At 59.4% G+C, this 16,837-nt stretch carries 11 protein-coding genes and 1 rRNA gene; 6 read left to right on the top strand and 6 right to left on the bottom strand.

Going from position 1 to position 16,837, the window contains the following annotated elements; translation table 11 throughout:
- Positions 1-77 (top strand): 5S ribosomal RNA (gene rrf / locus ACVWYU_RS08065); the annotation flags it as partial.
- Between the two features lie 182 nt (positions 78-259).
- On the opposite strand, the gene ACVWYU_RS08060 is transcribed toward rrf, so the two are convergent.
- The 5 genes from ACVWYU_RS08060 to ACVWYU_RS08040 all read right to left on the bottom strand — a co-directional run bounded on the left by ACVWYU_RS08060 (position 260) and on the right by ACVWYU_RS08040 (position 7,248).
- On the bottom strand, positions 260-727 hold the full coding sequence (locus tag ACVWYU_RS08060; RefSeq protein ID WP_090327657.1) for an SRPBCC family protein: 468 nt from the start codon (positions 725-727) through the stop codon (positions 260-262).
- 29 nt (positions 728-756) lie between these two features.
- On the bottom strand, positions 757-4,173 hold the full coding sequence (locus ACVWYU_RS08055; protein ID WP_457372394.1) for an amino acid adenylation domain-containing protein: 3,417 nt from the start codon (positions 4,171-4,173) through the stop codon (positions 757-759).
- 13 nt (positions 4,174-4,186) lie between these two features.
- On the bottom strand, positions 4,187-5,116 hold the full coding sequence (locus ACVWYU_RS08050) for a diiron oxygenase (protein ID WP_390957995.1): 930 nt from the start codon (positions 5,114-5,116) through the stop codon (positions 4,187-4,189).
- Positions 5,113-5,889: a DUF3050 domain-containing protein gene (locus ACVWYU_RS08045; RefSeq protein WP_457372393.1), complete on the bottom strand. Its 777-nt coding sequence runs from the start codon at positions 5,887-5,889 to the stop codon at positions 5,113-5,115. The genes ACVWYU_RS08050 and ACVWYU_RS08045 overlap by 4 nt, the downstream gene beginning before the upstream one ends.
- A 648-nt stretch (positions 5,890-6,537) precedes the next feature.
- Positions 6,538-7,248 (bottom strand): GntR family transcriptional regulator, encoded by a 711-nt coding sequence (locus ACVWYU_RS08040; protein ID WP_457372392.1) that lies wholly within the window; start codon positions 7,246-7,248, stop codon positions 6,538-6,540.
- 194 nt (positions 7,249-7,442) lie between these two features.
- Here ACVWYU_RS08040 and lapG point away from each other — a divergent pair, with 194 nt between their 5' ends.
- Both lapG and lapD read left to right on the top strand, forming a co-directional pair.
- Positions 7,443-8,135 (top strand): cysteine protease LapG, encoded by a 693-nt coding sequence (gene lapG, locus ACVWYU_RS08035; RefSeq protein WP_457372391.1) that lies wholly within the window; start codon positions 7,443-7,445, stop codon positions 8,133-8,135.
- Between the two features lie 14 nt (positions 8,136-8,149).
- Positions 8,150-10,096 (top strand): cyclic di-GMP receptor LapD, encoded by a 1,947-nt coding sequence (gene lapD / locus ACVWYU_RS08030; protein ID WP_457372390.1) that lies wholly within the window; start codon positions 8,150-8,152, stop codon positions 10,094-10,096.
- 148 nt (positions 10,097-10,244) lie between these two features.
- Here the strand turns inward: lapD and ACVWYU_RS08025 are convergent, their stop codons facing one another.
- Positions 10,245-10,610, bottom strand: a complete 366-nt coding sequence (locus tag ACVWYU_RS08025; protein WP_457372389.1) for a tryptophan synthase subunit beta — start codon at positions 10,608-10,610, stop codon at positions 10,245-10,247.
- A gap of 579 nt (positions 10,611-11,189) precedes the next feature.
- Between ACVWYU_RS08025 and bcsQ the strand changes: the two genes are divergently transcribed.
- From bcsQ to bcsB, 3 genes are read left to right on the top strand one after another with little or no spacing between them, the layout of a single operon-like run.
- Positions 11,190-12,341, top strand: a complete 1,152-nt coding sequence (gene bcsQ / locus ACVWYU_RS08020; RefSeq protein ID WP_457372388.1) for a cellulose biosynthesis protein BcsQ — start codon at positions 11,190-11,192, stop codon at positions 12,339-12,341.
- Positions 12,338-14,560 carry a UDP-forming cellulose synthase catalytic subunit gene (gene bcsA / locus ACVWYU_RS08015; protein ID WP_457372387.1) on the top strand — a complete coding sequence of 741 codons (2,223 nt, stop codon included), beginning with the start codon at positions 12,338-12,340 and terminating at the stop codon, positions 14,558-14,560. Before bcsQ ends, bcsA begins: the two co-directional genes overlap by 4 nt.
- Positions 14,560-16,833, top strand: a complete 2,274-nt coding sequence (bcsB, locus tag ACVWYU_RS08010; RefSeq protein ID WP_457372386.1) for a cellulose biosynthesis cyclic di-GMP-binding regulatory protein BcsB — start codon at positions 14,560-14,562, stop codon at positions 16,831-16,833. The genes bcsA and bcsB overlap by 1 nt, the downstream gene beginning before the upstream one ends.
- The last annotated feature ends 4 nt before the right edge of the window (positions 16,834-16,837 follow it).

Here is a 16,837-nt window from a genome sequence, read left to right as displayed (position 1 = left end):
CCGAACTCAGAAGTGAAACGATGCATCGCCGATGGTAGTGTGGGGTTTCCCCATGTGAGAGTAGGTCATCGTCAAGATTAAATTCCGAAACCCCTGTTTGTTAACACAGACAGGGGTTTTGTCGTTCTGGACCAGCCAAAAACCAGAAACACAAAAAAACCAGCCTCTGGTTCAGAGACTGGCTTTGCAGCAGCAACCTGGCTCAGCATCGCTAAAATTTAGCAGAAGTTACCGGCTGGCAAATAAAGCAAGCCAAGCTTTAAGCAAACAGCTTCAGCACATTATTCATCGCATCATCGGCAAAGCCCTGAACGAAGTCCTTGAACCCGGGCAGTGCCTCAGCGCCACCCTGAGCAGGTTCAGCCATGATCGTCCAGGTGGCCCGCGATTTGCCCACTCCCAATGATTCCACGGTCATAGCCGCCCACAAATTGGCCACGCCCAAGGTGTTGTAAATCGTGGTCCAAGTCATGCTCAGGGCGTGATCGTCTCGGGAGTTGAGTTGTTCGACTACCAGATTGCCGTCCCTGAAAATCTTCTTGCGCAGGGACGACACGCCCTCGCCGGTCATCTCGATGTGCGACAGCGCCGGAATGAATTGATCGAAGCCGGCAAAGTTGCCGACCACGGCCCAGACTTGCGCAGCATCGGCCAGTACTTCCACCGAAGACACGACCTGGCAGCCTTGCGGGTTTTTGATCAAGGTATCGGGTTGCAGAGTGTTCATGATTTTGCTCCGTTCTTGGTTGGGATGAATCAAATGAAATTAATGTCTTTGAGGTAGTCGCAACCGCGTCGCAGTAGCGCCGGGGACTTTTCCGGGTAGCGCGCGCCCATTTGCCGGACGCCGGCTTTGGCGTTGTCATGACCGATCATGGAGATGTCGCCTATGTCTTCCTCGAAGCCGTTGAGGTAGAAACCCACCACCCCGAACAGCGCGTTGTCGCTGTCGACTCGGCCCAGTTGCTGCTGCCAGTCGGTGACACTGACCAAGGAAAATTCGCGACCTGCTTCGCGAAAAGACGCAACGTAGGTGCCCCAATCCAGGGGTTCGGGGTTGTGCAGGTTGAAGACCGACCTGTCCGGCTCATAACGTCCGGCATGAAAGGCAATAAAGCGGGCAAGGAAATCCACCGGCATCAGGTCGAAATTCAACGTGAACTCCGGTACCTGCCCAAGCTGGATCGAACCTTTGAGCATCAGCATCAAACGGTTCTTGTGCGGTTGGCACACTCCCGAGAGGCTATTGAAACTGATGTTGCCAGGGCGATAGAGATTGACCTGCACGCCGCGTTCCCGGGCACGTTCGAGGATCCGCTCGCCGACCCACTTGGACAGGTTGTAGCCGTTCTTGATGTAGATCGGCGGAGTCGGCGCGGCGGGTAACTCAAGTACCCGGCCTTCGGCGGAAATCGTGCTGGAGGCCGAGAGCGTAGAGACGAAGTTGAAGATCTTTTTGCTGCGTCCTTCGCAAAGCCGCAGACACTCGAAAATCGGCTCGACGTTGTCCCGCGCCAGCGACTCATAATCGAGCACGTGATTGACGTTGGCAGCATTGTGCACCAAGGCGCCGAACTCTCGATCCAATCGCTCGTACACATCTGTAGCCAGTCCCAGTGCCGGCCGGGCAATGTCGGCCGCGTAGACCCGAACCCGACTCAGATCCAAATGCTCCAGACGGTTTTCCCGTAACGCCTGGGCAAAGCGCTCGGCAGCCGATTGCCCTTCGCCTTCGCGTACCAGGCACGCGATTTCACTGGCACCCGCGGCCAGCAGCGCTTCGACAATGTGCACGCCCACAAAACTGTTGGCGCCGGTGACGATCACCTTGTGCACATCACCCATGCGGCTCGCGGGCAAAGGCTGCACATCCAGCGTGCGCTCGGCATCGGTTATGGCTCGTTCGCTCAGGGCTTCTTCCGTGTCAGAGCCGCGTACCAGGGTCGCGAGTTTTTCGATGGTGGGGAGTTCGATGAAGCGGTTGATCGAAATGCTGCGGCCGAACTCTTCGCGTAGACGCAGAAGCATTCGCGATAGCAGGATCGAATGTCCTCCCAGGTTGAAGAAGCTTTCGTCAGTAGAAATATCGTGGATCGGCAATTCCAGCAGTTCAGACCAGATCGCCAGAAGCCGCGTTTCATCAACGTTGGCAGGCAGGCGGCGAGGGGTGTTTTCGCTGATGCTGACCGGCATCTCCAGCAGCGCCTTGCGATCGACTTTGCCGTTACTGGCGTATGGCAGGCTCGGCAGTTCAGTCCAGGCGCAGGGCTGCATGTAGTCCGGCAGGTACTGCGCCGCATGGGCCTTTAACGCTTCGCGAGCGATACCGATGGGGTATCCCTGAGGTTGCGCAAGGAAAGCCAGTATTCGTCGATGGCTATCAATGACCACCGCCACCTGGCGGTACAGCTGGCTGTCGCGCAGGCAACGTTCAATCTCCTCCGGCTCGACCCGGAAACCGCGAATTTTCACTTGATTATCACGCCGCCCACACAGCTCGACTCCCTCAGCGGTCCACTTCGCCATGTCGCCAGTGCGATAGGCACGCAGGATCTGGCCGTCGGGCAGGTTCAGGGACAAATAGCGTTCGGCGGTCTGTTGCGGGTTATTCAGGTAACCCAGGCACACACCCGGCCCGACAATGTACAGCTCGCCAACGGTCTGCTCGGGCACTGGCTGCAAATCGTCATCGAGAATCAGCACCTGGCTATTGGCAATCGGCCCGCCGAGCGATCGATTGTTATCGCCGGCCTGCAGTCGCCTCGCGGTTATCAGTACCGTGGCTTCGGTTGGGCCATAGAGGTTGTAGAGCCTGCCCTGGCGGCTCAGCTGCTGAATGACCCAAGGTTCGCAGACATCGCCGCCGGTCATCACGTGCCCGAGGTCTTGCAGTTGTTCAAGCGGCAAAACGCTCAGCAATGCTGGCGGTAAAAATGCGTGGCTCAGACGGTTGTGCCGGATCAGTTGAACCAGTTGTAGCGGGTCACGACGCTGGTCATCACTGGGCACGATAAGTTCGGCGCCTTGGAGCAAGGTCGGGAAAATATCGATCAACGACGAATCGAAACCCAACGACGAAAACTGCAATACACGGCTGTTCTCGGTCAATTGGACATAATCGGCGTACCACGCGGTGAAGTGGGCGAGGTTGGCCTGGCTGAGTAGCACCCCTTTGGGGTGGCCGGTGGTGCCCGAGGTATAGAGCGCCATGCACGGTGCATCGAGCGCGGGGCGTTGGCGCATCAGCGGTTGATCAAGATCCACCTCATCTAAGTCGATACGGGTAATGTCGAGCCCTACGACTTCTGACGCGAGTGGATGCTGACCGTCATGCAGCAGCAACACCGCGCCAGCGTCCGACAGAATGTACTGCTGACGTTGCAGCGGATGGCTTGGCTCCAGCGGCAGGTACACCGCACCGTGGCCCAGGATCGCCAGGATGCCCGCATACAGCGCGCTGCACTTGGGCAGGCAGATGCCGATCACCGGAGGCCCCTGATGCCCGGCCAGCAGCGGTTGTAAACGTTGGGCAATGGCGCGGCTGAGGTCATGCAATTGCCGGTAATCGAGGGCGGTGCCGGAAACAGTCAGTGCACGGCAACCGGCCGACTGAATGAAGCGTTGTTCCAGGCGTTCAATCATCGGTGTCTGCGCCCGTTGTTGCAGGCGCGGCTCGGCGGTGGCATTGAGCCGGTGGACAAAGGCTAGGCGCTCGAGAAACATCAGGCTCTCCACGCTTTCGAAGTGCGCAGAAGTGACGGGCTCGGCGAGCAGCCAATAGTCGGCGTCACGGGAATAGCGGCTGACCAGCAGCGCCACATGGTCCACCAGTTCCGCCACGGTCCGCAGACGCAATGCCTGGCCATTGCCCGAGGGCTCATCGGCCATCGACACGCGACTGATCAACGTCGAGCCGCACAGGCACAGCAAGTCCAGCGATGGCAATCCGCAAGGGCCCGGCAGGCCAACACCCAGTTGCAGCGTCAGTCGCGGCACATCGTCGAAGCCTCGAATCGGTAGCGTGGCATCGTCGATCAACAAATCCACAGGCGTGGGTGCCGGTTCATCAATTGTTGTCACCCGGGACAGTGCATGGCCGTGTTTTTCGAGTTCCTGCGCCAGGTCGGTCAAGGCCCGGCTTTGTCCAACGAGCAGTATGTCCAGACGTCTCATGAGGGGCTCCTCGTCAAATCAAGTAATCGCGCAAGGCGCTTTGCACGCACGGCGAATCCAGCAGCGAACTGCTGCGGAAGAACTGCACGATGTTGGCGACCAGCGGGTGATGGCGATTGATTGGAAAGGCCACTCCGGACACTTCATTCCTGAGGGCGTGGCGCACCCTGTCGCTGATCGGCAGGGCATCGATCAAGCGCAAATCAAAGGACCTCTGGATATCGTTGGTCAGGTAGTGGCCGATGAACACCGGCAGAATCTGCGCGATGCAGTGGCGGTCGCCCTCGCTTGCGGTGTGCCAGTAGATGCGCACCATCCGTGACCAGAAACCGGAGTGCCGGCCTTCATCGAGCAAGTGATCGGCCATCAGGCCCTTGATCGATTGCTTGATCGTGTCGTCCTTGGCGAAGGCTGCCACATCGCCGGTCACGGTGTTTTCGGCGATGGCCACGCAGATCAGTTCCACGGCGCCACGCAGGTGCTGCGGCGCGAGTGCCACGGCCGCCGGTATAGCCCGGCTCAGCTCGATTTCGCCTGGCAGCTCGATGGGCGCGATGCCAGTCATGGCGACGGTCTGCTGCATGAAATCCATCGCCACCAAGGCGTGGTAATCCTCGTCCACGACCACCGTCATGGCGTCATAACGGCAGGCGAACGGGAAGGTCACGTCGAAGCGATTCTTGGCAATGTTGCGGGCGGTCTTGTCGACGATCTCTGTTTCGAAAATCACCACGTCGTTGATGAATTTGTAGAGCGTCTGCACCAGGGCAAAGTCGCGCAGCTGCGGGCACTCGCGCAGGAAGGTTTCACCGAGCACCAGCGGTTGGCGGCTCAGCGGATAGATCAGTTTGTCGTCGTTCTCCAGCACGCGACGCGGGCGTGTGCGAATGGTCGCGCGGCTTTCCCAGGCGTCGGCGAAGGATTGGTAGTCGGCGGCGTTCATGCGCTCACCTGCGTGCTGCGTTGGCTCATGCTCAGGCGCAGCCCGTCCCATAGCGCGATGCGGCTTTCCACGGCGGCGATTGCGCTGGCGTACATGTCTTCTTCACGATGCGGATCGCCATCGATCAGTCGGTCGAGAAGTTTTTCCGCAGCCGGGCCGTGGTCTTCAGAGTCGACTTCAATGTGCCGTTCGAGGTAGTAGCGAAAGGTGGGGGCTTGTTCAATGCCGATGCCCCAGTCGTCGAGAATGCGCTGGAACATCGGTGGAATGACGCTCTCGCGACCATGCAGGAACGCCGCCGCCACGCTGTGGTCCGGCGCATGCAGTGCGGTGTGCAACGTTTGGCGCACAAACCGCGCGGTCGCCGGATCGACCTCGACGCTTTGCAGCGCCACGTCGTAATTCACCCCTTCTTGTTGCAGCGTTACGAAGCGCTCGATGGCGGCGGTATTGGCACCGACTTCGCGCATCGCATCCAGGTACAGCTCGAAGTGGCTGTAGTGACCGTGATCCGGACGCGCATCGGACTCTTCACCCAGCACGATCTCGTTGATCAATCGCGCTGCCTGCGGGTCCCTTGGGGGAAGCCAGGGCAAGTGGGTGCAAGTCAGTTCCTGCTGCAGGCGCTTGGTCAGTGACATGAAATCCCATACCGCAAACACATGGGTTTCCATGAAATGCTGTAATGCCGACAATGAATGTATTTCGCGGAATATCGGGTGTGCAGCAAGTTCGGCTTTTTTCTGGGCGAGACGGTCTTTAGTGGGTTTCATGGGTGAACCTCTAAATAGTCAAATGTGATGTGTTAAAGCGTCGGCTGTTGAGTGAACTTTTTCGCTGGCGAGCGGGCGCCTCAAATGAATTGATGGGTTTTAGTTGTAATGCGATTGGCGTGTTATTGCAGTACCGGCCATTGCTGGCTGACGGTGTGGAAAAATTAGTACATGAATTAAGACTTGAGCAAGTTATTTTTAAATGTTTTTAAAGTTAAACTTTCCTGGGTGTGAGCTGGCCCAATAAAGCTTTATATATAAGCTTTATTTGGGTGTAGTTACTCCTTCCTAGTTATATAAGTAAGAATTTAGATAAAGAGTGAGTGCCTCACTCGAAGTAACTTTTTCACGCAGATGATTGAGGTGATTTGAAAGGGGCGGAAGTTTGACGGGGGTGACACCGATTCTTCCATTCCCGAGGCAAGGCTCCTTCCGTACGTTCCTGGTGCGGGGACTGCGCCAGCGTTAGCATGCGTCCCCCCGTTCATGGTTTTTTGTCGACCCAAGAGTGAGCGTAATGCAAGGCAGCCGCTATCACCGGCGTATGAGGGTCCGGGAGGGGGGCGGGGGGGGGAAATTTGTAAGTGGATCGTGCGGCTTCAAGCGTGACACTGGACCTGTGGCGCTATCGCCACAGGTCAACGGGGGTCATTTCGAGGTTTTGATGCGTTCAGCCTCAGGGCTGGCCAGGTAGCGAGTGATGACCTCGACCGCACGATTGAGGTGGTGTTCGAGTAGCTCCACCGACTTTTCGACGTCCCGCTCTTCGGCAGCCCGCAGCAGTGCCCGGTGATCTTCCTGGGACAACTTGCCCAGGCCCATGGCTTCCAGATTGAAGCGCAGAAAGCGCTCTTCCTCGATCAACCCGTCTTCGACCAGCTTCAGCAGTCGACGGTTAGGGGCTTTGCTGTACAGCGACATGTGAAACAGGCGATTGAGTCGGCCGATTTCGGTGTAGTCCTGTTCTCTTTCCAGTTCCTCGATGTAGCGGGTTGCCTGTTCGATATCCGCGCCTTCAAGAAACGGAATCGATAATCTCAGCGCTTCGGACTCCAGCAGGATGCGCAGGGCATAGGTTTCCACGGCATCACCCTGGACCAGCGGGGCGACCACGGCGCCTTTATGGGCAGTCACGCTAAGCAATGCCTGGGCTTCGAGCTGGCGCAAAGCTTCGCGCACGGGCATGCGGCTAACGCCAAACAGATCGGCCAGGTCTTGCTGACGCAGGGCTGCACCGCAGGGAATACGGCCGTCGAGAATGGCCGCGCGAAGGGTTTCTTCAATCACCGAGCGTGCCAGGTGAGCGGGAATCGGCCCGTTGACCTTAATACTGCTCAGAGGGTTGGGCTTTTGTGTCACTACTACGCACCATGATTGACTTGTATTTTTGGATCCAACTGACACTAGTGGTGGCCTGAGGGGTTGTCAAACGCCCGACAGAGCACCTTCTCTCAGTTTAGCGTGCCGCCAGTGATCTCAGCGTACCGTTGTTTTTTACCGGGCTAACCTACACCATCAACCGACTTCCCTCTGACTACCCTGGATGCCTGGCATTGGCGGTACGTTTCCCGATTTCCCGGATGTTGCGCTGGCTATTCGGCGCGTTGCTGCTGGCCGGCGTCCTGCTGGGCGGTGTGCAGGCCGATTGGGATTTTTCCCTGATCAGCGGCCGGGCGCGGGCATTGTACGGACCTTTGGGTGAGGGCCAGAAGCGCATTGATGATTGGCAACACTTATTGGCGACCCAGAAGCAGGTCAGCGAGCTGGAACAGCTGAATGTAGTCAATCGGTTCTTCAATAAACAGCTGCGCTACGTCGAGGACATCGATCTGTGGCACCAGGAGGATTACTGGGCAACACCCATCGAAGCCCTGTGGAAAGGTGCGGGCGATTGCGAAGACTACGCGATCGCCAAGTATTTCAGCCTGCGCCATCTCGGCATTGCCAGTGAAAAACTGCGCATCACCTACGTAAAGGCGCTGAGTCTGAATCGCGCGCACATGGTATTGACCTACTACTCAAGCCCGGACGCCATGCCGATGGTGCTCGATAGCCTGATCGATACGATCAAGCCGGCCAGCCAACGAACGGATTTGCTGCCGGTCTACGCCTTTAACGCAGAGGGGTTGTGGTTACCGGGTGCCAAGGGCAACCAGAAGGTCGGTGACACCAAACGCCTGTCCCGTTGGCAGGATGTGCTGAAAAAAATGCAGGCCGAAGGATTTCCGGTCGAGACGACTAATTAGGAGCACGCCCTCAGATGTCTTTGTTCAAACAGCTGTTGATTGCTATCTGTCTGTTCCTGGTCGTCGCCTTCACCGGCAACTTCATGGTGAGCCTGGAGAGCTCGCGCGCCCAGTATGTCAACCAGTTGCGCTCCCATGCTCAGGACGCTGCGACGGCGCTGGCGCTGTCCCTGACGCCAAACATCGATGACCCGGCGATGGTCGAGTTGTTAGTCAGTTCGATCTTCGACAGCGGCTACTACGCAAGCATCCGCGTCGTCGACCTGAAAACCGAACAGACCCTGGTCGAACGCAGCGGCATCCCGACCGATGCCCATGTGCCGGACTGGTTCGTCAAACTGATTGGCCTGGAGCCCGCCGGGGGCGATGCGATTGTCAGTCGTGGCTGGGAGCAGGCGGCGCGGGTCGAGGTGGTCAGTCACCCGATGTTTGCGCTGGCCAAATTGTGGCAGAGCGCGCTGGGCAGCCTGGGCTGGTTGCTGGCCTGTGGCGTGGTCAGCGCGGTATTGGGCGCGCTGTTGCTGCGTCGGCAATTGAAGCCGCTCGATTACATGGTCCAGCAGTCCCACGCGATTGCCCGACGCGAATTTCTCAGCCTGCCCGAGTTGCCTCGCACACCGGAATTGCGTCGAGTGGTGCTGGCCATGAACCAAATGGTCGAGAAGCTCAAGGCGCTGTTTCATGAACAGGCCGAGCGCAGTGAAAAACTGCGGGTCGAGTCCTATCAGGACAACCTGACCGGGTTGGCCAACCGGCGTTACTTCGAAATGCAGCTCAATGCGCGGGTGAGCAATCCCGAGCAGGCCAGCTCCGGGTATTTGTTGCTGCTGCGCGTGCAGGACCTGGCCGGGCTGAACCAGCGTTTGGGTGGACAGCGTACTGACGCCTTGCTTCAGGCGGTGGGCCAGCAGTTGTCCCGCGAGTGCGCCAGATACCCGGAGACGCACAACCTCGTCACGCGGATTCGGGGGGGCGAATTTGCCGTGCTGGCGCCAGGACTGGTGCGTGAGGAAGCCCTGCAACTGGCGCAGCATCTCGACATCGCCCTGGCCAGCCTGCATGCGACCGGTGCCACGGACGTCGCCTCGGTGGCGGCGATCGGGCTGGCGCCGTTTATTCATGGCGATACTCCGCAGGCGGTGCTTGCATTGGCCGATCAGGCATTGGCGCAGGCCGAAGGTCAGACCGACACGCACTGGGTCTGCCTGGATCGCAGTGCCTTGGCCGGCGTCGGCGACGACCATCATACCTGGCACAACCTGCTGGATCAGGCGCTGACCCAGCGGCGATTCAAGTTGTATTTTCAGCCGGTGGTGGCCAGCCAGGACACTCAACTGGTGTTGCACTACAAAGTGCTTTCGCGGCTGATCGACGACCAGGGCCAGATCATCCCGGCTGGAGGCTTCCTGCCGTGGCTCGAACGGTTCGGCTGGGTGTCACGATTGGACCGGCTGATGCTGGAGCTGGTGCTGGAGCAGATGGGCGATCACGAGGAGTCGCTGGCACTGAACCTGTCATCGGCGACCCTGGACGACCCGAAAGCGTTGAATGCCCTCTTCGAGACACTGCGTTCGCACTCCAGCCTGGGGCCGCGGCTGACCCTGGAAATCGGCGAAGAGCAATTGCCGGAGCAAGCTATGCTCGAAGACCTGACGCGGCGTTTGCGTGAGCTCGGGTTCTCGCTGAGCCTGCAGCACTTTGGCGGCCGCTTCAGCATCATCGGTAACCTGGCGCGTCTGGGGTTGGCGTACCTGAAAATCGACGGCAGCTACATCCGCGCGATTGATCAGGAGAACGACAAGCGCCTGTTCATCGAAGCGGTTCAGCGCGCCGCCCACAGTATCGATTTGCCATTGATTGCCGAGCGGGTCGAGACCGAAGGGGAGTTGAGGGTGATTCGGGAAATGGGGGTGTATGGCGTCCAGGGGCGGCTGTTGGGTGAGCCCAAGCCTTGGGCTTAGGGCGTTGGGTTTGTGTCGTCAGTGATGCCGCCATCGCGAGCAAGCTCGTTCCCACAGGTTTGTGTATTGCTCGCACATCCTGCGACCGCCACCGCGCAAGGGTGGGAGCGAGCTTGCTCGCGATGGCGTCGGTACAGCCAGCGAAGCATCAGATAAACCCTTCCTCATCGTCCTCAACCAGCTGACTCAACCCGCCCAAGGCCTCACGGGCCTGGCTGCGGTCCATGAGTTTGGCCTGTGCCGGCGCTGGCAGGTCGGTGACCAGGATCACGCCCTTGTTGATCAGTACGGCGATCAAGTCGTCGAGTACCCGGATCATTTCCAGGTCGCTCTGGCGCAGTTGCTTGAGCTGTTTGATCTGCTGCAGTTGCTTGTGGCTGGTGGCCATGATTTCGTTGGCGAACCAGGCCTGAAGGTCAGGGTGGTCGGCCGGCAGCGTTTCCGTGGACCCGGCGTAAGCTTCGGCTTCCACGCGCAGCAGTTGGCCGTCTGAATCGCGTTGCACGTAGAACATCGAACTTCCCTCATAAGTGAACAGCGTCATGCTGTCAGCAGCATAGCCAACATCGCGCTGATAGAGGGCGCACCGCACACTCTTTGCTCTCACAATTGCACTGAGTGTCATCACGTGCAGGTCGTTGTCGGAAAGAAAATCCCCACGTTGGAACTAAGACATTGATTTGGAACATATATATCTGAATTCCAAACAATGTAGCCTATAACCATAGTTCATATGGTCCGCGAATTGCTTTGAGAGTTGGCAATATCTTCAGATTGCCGTCCATCTACCGAGGTGCCATCCGGCGCAAACCATGTGCGCCTTTCCGGTGCTTACTGGATAATCCCGCGCCGCCGCCAGCCCCCGTAGTTATTCGCCTGCGGCACAGTTGGGCAGCCAGAGCAAACAGGACGCGCCAAATAAAAAAGCCACTAATTCGTCAATTTTATGGCGATAAAAAAGGTTTTTTTAATCGCGTTCAACTATTACACTTGCGGCGTTCAAAATATTGACGATACCATTTTGATGGCTAGCTTCGATGAGTTCTTGAGCAGCGTGCTCCCCAATATGTGCCAGCGCCTCGGATAGTCTTTTATGAAACGTACAGACGATATATCGAACCTATTCAACAGGTTCGGAGCAAGTGCGGACAGCTATCTCGAGTTCGGTAGCCATTTCGAGTACAAAGAAAAACCGTTGGCGCTGGTGCCGACGGCTCCTGAGCGGGTGCCTGTCGTTGAAGCCGATCAACCGGCGCTACAGCCCGGCGATCAGGCTTCTGCCGATTCCTTGCAGGGCGTCGAAGCTCCCTTGGCGCCTGTTAATACCCCGGCACCTGCCACACCTGCCGCACCGCTTCGCCACCTGCTGGCTGAAGTCGCGCTGGCGCGTCAGGCCGAAGCGCAAGCGCGCAACGAAGAGGCGCTGCGCCAAGTGTTGCCACAGGGTCGCCCGGCCAAAACCAGGGCTCACGTAATTGCCCTGGTGTCGGCCAAGGGGGGCGTTGGTAAAAGTACGCTGGCCTCTGCACTGGCCACCGCCTTGCGTATAGAGGGCGGGCAGACCCTGGCCATCGACCTCGATCCGCAAAACGCCCTGCAACACCACTTGGGGGCGGAGCCAGACGTGGCGGGCCTGGGTTACGCCAGCCTAAAGGGTGAGAACTGGAAGTCACTGTTGTTGGCCGGCTCGGCCGGTTCATTGCTGCTGCCTTACGGCTCGGTGACGGAGGACGAGCGCCGCACCCTCGAGCGCTATCTGGAAAACGACCGCTACTGGCTCGCCCGGCAACTGGCAAGCATGGACCTGAACGAAAACGATGTTGTGGTCCTTGATACGCCACCGGGTCGTACCGCTTATCTGACGCAGGCCTTGATGGTGGCGGATCAGGTGCTCGTCGTCCTGACGGCCGACGCAGCGTGTTTCGTCACGCTGGACCAGATGGAGCATTTACTGGCGGAGCGCGCGGCCCTCGGCCAGGCGCCGCTGTGCAATTACGTGATCAATCAGTTCGACAGCTCTCGCCTGTTCTGCAGCGACATGCACGAAGTGCTCAAGCGCCGCCTGGGTTCACGCCTGCTGGGCGTCGTGACGCTCGACCATGCCGTTGGCGAAGCACTGGCTTATGGTCAAAACCCGCTGCTGACGGCCGAATCGTCCCAGGCTTGCCGCGACATGCTGTTGCTGAGTGACCGGCTCATGGCACAGCTGAAATCCATGGAAGCTGCAGAGTCCTACGCCTCGTGATCAACACCTCAGCCCCAGACACTGCCGACCAAACCCGCACACAGCGTTGGGCACAATCGGTCTCCGATCGCCTGGAGAGCCTGCCAGCCGCATTGCGTCGAGCATTGAGCGTCATCGTGATGCTGCTGTGCGGCCTGTTGGCGCTGTTCATCATCACGGTGCCGTTCGAGTTGTATTCGCAGTGCGCTTTCGCCCTCGGCTGCTTTATTGCGGCAATGGTGCTGCGCAAGATTCCCGGGCGCCTGACCGTGCTGATACTCATCGGGCTGTCGTTGACCGCTTCCCTGCGCTACTTGTACTGGCGACTTACCTCCACCCTGGGTTTCGAGGGCTGGGTCGACATGCTGTTCGGCTACGGCCTGGTCCTGGCCGAGTTGTACGCGATGATCGTGCTGGTGTTCGGTTACGTGCAAACCGCCTGGCCCCTGCGCCGCAAACCGGTACTGATGAGCGGGCCGCCAAGCGAATGGCCTACGGTCGATGTCTTCATCCCGTCGTACAACGAAACCCTCGACATCGTGAAAGTCACCATCTTCGCCGCCCAGGCCATCGACTGGCCGCAGGACAAACTGCGCGTGCACGTCCTGGACGACGGCCGCCGTGAAGACTTCCGCGAGTTCTGCGAACAGATCGGCGTGGGTTACATCGTCCGGGACAACAACCGTCACGCCAAGGCCGGCAACCTGAACGAAGCCCTCAAGGTCACCAGCGGCGAGTTCGTGACGATTTTCGACGCCGACCACGTGCCGACCCGCTCCTTCCTTCAGGTATGTGTCGGCTGGTTCATCAAGGACCCGAAGTTGGCGATGTTGCAAACGCCGCACTTCTTCTTCTCGCCCGACCCGTTTGAGAAAAACCTCAATACGTTCCGCTCCGTGCCGAACGAAGGTGAACTGTTCTATGGCCTGGTGCAGGACGGCAACGACCTGTGGAACGCGACGTTCTTTTGCGGCTCTTGTGCCGTGATCCGTCGTGCACCGTTGCTGGAAGTTGGTGGCGTTGCCGTCGAAACCGTGACCGAAGACGCCCATACCGCGCTGAAACTGAACCGTGCCGGCTACAACACCGCGTACCTGGCCATTCCCCAGGCCGCAGGCCTGGCCACGGAAAGCCTGTCGCGGCACATCAGCCAGCGGATTCGCTGGGCACGTGGCATGGCGCAGATCTTTCGCACAGACAACCCGCTGTTCGGCAAAGGCCTGAACCTGGGTCAGCGCCTGTGCTACCTGAACGCGATGCTGCACTTTTTCTACGGATTGCCGCGCCTGGCCTTTCTCACCGCGCCGCTGGCGTTCCTGTTCTTCGATGCGCAGATTTTCCACGCCTCGGCGTTGATGATCACCGCTTACGTATTGCCGCACATTCTGCACGCCAGCCTGACCAACTCCAGTATCCAGGGGCGGTTCCGCCACTCGTTCTGGAACGAGGTCTACGAGACGGTACTGGCCTGGTACATCATGGGCCCGGTGCTGATGGCGCTGGTCAACCCCAAGTTCGGTGGCTTTAACGTGACCGATAAGGGTGGCGTAATCGACAAGAAATATTTCGAGTGGAAATTGGCACGCCCGTACATTGTGCTGCTGACCTTGAACGCCGCGGGTCTGATCTATGGCGTGGTGCGCCTGATCGAAGGTGCCGAGGGCGCCACCACCACCATCCTGATCAACCTGGCGTGGACGGTCTACAACCTCATCATCACCAGTGCCTCGGTGGCGGTGGCCAGCGAAACCCGCCAGGTGCGTTCCGAACCACGGGTGGCGGCGGCCCTGCCGATGCGTCTGACTCGCGCCGATGGCACCGTGATGGAAGGCGTGACGCAGGACTTCTCGCAAAAAGGCCTGGGGTTCCGTTTGCCGGAAGGCATCGAGATTCCCAAGGGCGAACGGGTACAGATATCGCTGTTCCGCAATCAACAGCTGAGTGTGTTCCCTGCCGTCGTCGTATTCAGTCGCGAGGGGCTGTTGGGCGCGCAATTCGATCAGTTGACCTTGCGTCAGCAAAGCGAGCTGATTCGCCTGACATTCTCCCGCGCCGACACCTGGGCATCGACCTGGGGCAATGGCCAGGTCGATACACCGCTGGCTGCCTTGCGCGATGTCAGCGGCATTGGTCTTCGCGGTATCTACGAACTCTTCAAAGCAACGGTCATGGAAGTGCGGAACCTGTTCCGCCGTCGCCACGTCTCCCCGTCCACCCTGGAAAACGTTTTGGACAAGTGATGAACTCGAAGTCTTTCGCTTTCGGTAACCTGCGCGAGCCTCGCCGCGCCCTGGTACGCATGACGTGCGCCTTGCTGGCAATGGGTGGTGGCGCGTCGGCATTCGCCGAGACTGCGCCAGCGGATGTCGCGCCCGGCGCCAACAGCTACAGCGTGACGCTCAAGCAACTGGGCCGCAATTATCCGATGAGCCTGCGCGGCGTGGAGTCCACCGATAGCGTCAACTTCGATGTGCGCGCCGATTCCATCGTGACCGGCGCCAGACTGAAGTTGCAGTACACCTATTCACCGGCCTTGCTGGCTGATCTGTCGCAGATCAACGTCATCGTCAACGATGAAGTGGCCGCGAGCCTGCCATTGCCCAAGGAAAACGCCGGGCAATTGCAAACCCGGGAGGTCAGCATTCCGCCGCAGCTGATCACCGAGTTCAACCGCTTGAGCCTGCAATTCGTCGGTCACTACACCATGAGTTGCGAAGATCCGACGCACTCCAGCCTGTGGGCGAAGATCAGCAACGCCACCGCGCTGAGCATTGACGTGTCGCCGCTGGCGCTGCCCAACGATTTGTCGATCATGCCGCTGCCATTCTTCGACCGCCGCGATGCACGCACCCTGAGCCTGCCGTTCGTGTTCGCCAGCGCGCCTGACAACACCACACTGGAAGCGGCCGGTGCCCTGTCATCGTGGTTCGGTGCCCAGGCCAGTTATCGCGGTGCGAGGTTCTCGACGCAGATCAACCAGATCCCCGCCCACGGCAACGCCGTGTTGCTGCTCAGCGGTCCCGAGGCGCTGCAAATCGGCGGTTTGAGCCTGCCCGCGGCCAAGGGCCCGACCCTGAGCGTGATGACCAACCCCAACGACGCCAACGGCAAGTTGCTGGTGATCAGCGGTCGCGACGCCGCCGAATTGAAGACCGCCACCACCGCATTGGTGCTGGGCAGTCAGGCCCTGTCGGGCAGTAGCGTGGTGATTGACCGGCTCGACACCGTGCAACCACGCAAGCCTTACGATGCCCCGAACTGGTTGCCGAGCGATCGTCCGGTCAAACTCGGCGAGCTGCTGCCGGCCAAACAATTCAATGTGTCGGGCTACAACCCGGGCGACATCACCGTGCCGCTGAATTTCCCGCCAGACCTGTTTACCTGGCGTGATGAAGGGGCGCCGCTGAACCTGAAATACCGCTACACACCACAGGAAAAATCGAGCAACTCCTCGTTCATCGTCAGCTTCAACGATGGCTTGATCCAGTCGCAGAACCTGCTGCCTCAGGACAAACTCGAAAGCAGCGTATTGAAAGCCCTGAAGATCAACGACGACACGCTGAACCGCGAAACCCGCGTGCGCCTGCCGTTGAACTCGGTGGCCCTGCAATCGCGCCTGCAACTGCGCTTCATGTTCGACTACATCAAGCAGGGCGAATGTGGCGACATCATCATCGACAACATGCGCGGCAGCGTCGATCCGGAATCGACCCTGGACCTGACTGGCTACGACCACTTCATGGCCATGCCGAACCTCGGCGTATTCAAGGACGCAGGCTTCCCGTTCACCCGTCTGGCGGATCTGTCGCAGACCGCCGTGGTGCTGCCGGACAACGCCGGCGCTGCCGAGCTGGATGCGTACCTGACGGTGCTCGGCCGCTTCGGCCAGTCCACCGGATACCCGGCCACTGGCGTGCAGGTGATGCAGGCGGCGCAGGTCCAGGCGGCGGCGGATAAAGACTTGCTGGTGTTTGCGGCCGGCAACAATCAGCCATTGCTGACCCAGTGGGCCGATCGCCTGCCGGCTGCCGATATCGGCGACCAGCAAAGCTTCCACCTGTCCGATCTGCCGATGCGTGTGCGTGACTGGTTCAGCCCGGATCCTGAGGCGAACCAGCGCAAGGCTCGTCTGGCCATGGCCTTCTCCGGCGGTGCGCGCAGCACATACCTGACCGGTTTCGAATCGCCGCTCAAAAGCGGTCGCAGTGTGGTGGTGATCGCCAGCGGCCAGCCGCAAGGCCTGGCCGATGCAACCAATGCCCTGATCGGTGGCGAGGATTACACCCAGTCGATCCAGGGCAGTCTGGTGGTGGTGCGCGGCAAAACCATCGAGCCCCTGGTGGCGGACGAGCAGTACTACGTCGGCGAACTGGGCCCGTTCAAACGCCTGGAATGGATGCTGTCGCGCCACGTCGGTCTGACGCTGCTGCTGACCGGCCTGGGTGTCGTGCTGCTCAGCTGCCTGGCCTATCTGTCGCTGCGTTCGCGTGCCAAACAGCGGTTGAGCAACTGAGATC

It is taken from the genome of Pseudomonas sp. TE12234, from assembly GCF_054061835.1.
This window is presented reverse-complemented; position numbering and strand designations above follow the sequence as displayed.

Bases quoted from the DNA above. Each gene is read 5' to 3' on its own strand.
- ACVWYU_RS08060 (WP_090327657.1), bottom strand. From the start codon at position 727: ATGAACACTCTGCAACCCGATACCTTGATCAAAAACCCGCAAGGCTGC.
- ACVWYU_RS08055 (WP_457372394.1), bottom strand. From the start codon at position 4,173: ATGAGACGTCTGGACATACTGCTCGTTGGACAAAGCCGGGCCTTGACC.
- ACVWYU_RS08050 (WP_390957995.1), bottom strand. From the start codon at position 5,116: ATGAACGCCGCCGACTACCAATCCTTCGCCGACGCCTGGGAAAGCCGC.
- ACVWYU_RS08045 (WP_457372393.1), bottom strand. From the start codon at position 5,889: ATGAAACCCACTAAAGACCGTCTCGCCCAGAAAAAAGCCGAACTTGCT.
- lapD (WP_457372390.1), top strand. From the start codon at position 8,150: ATGTCTTTGTTCAAACAGCTGTTGATTGCTATCTGTCTGTTCCTGGTC.
- ACVWYU_RS08025 (WP_457372389.1), bottom strand. From the start codon at position 10,610: ATGTTCTACGTGCAACGCGATTCAGACGGCCAACTGCTGCGCGTGGAA.
- bcsQ (WP_457372388.1), top strand. From the start codon at position 11,190: ATGAAACGTACAGACGATATATCGAACCTATTCAACAGGTTCGGAGCA.
- bcsB (WP_457372386.1), top strand. From the start codon at position 14,560: ATGAACTCGAAGTCTTTCGCTTTCGGTAACCTGCGCGAGCCTCGCCGC.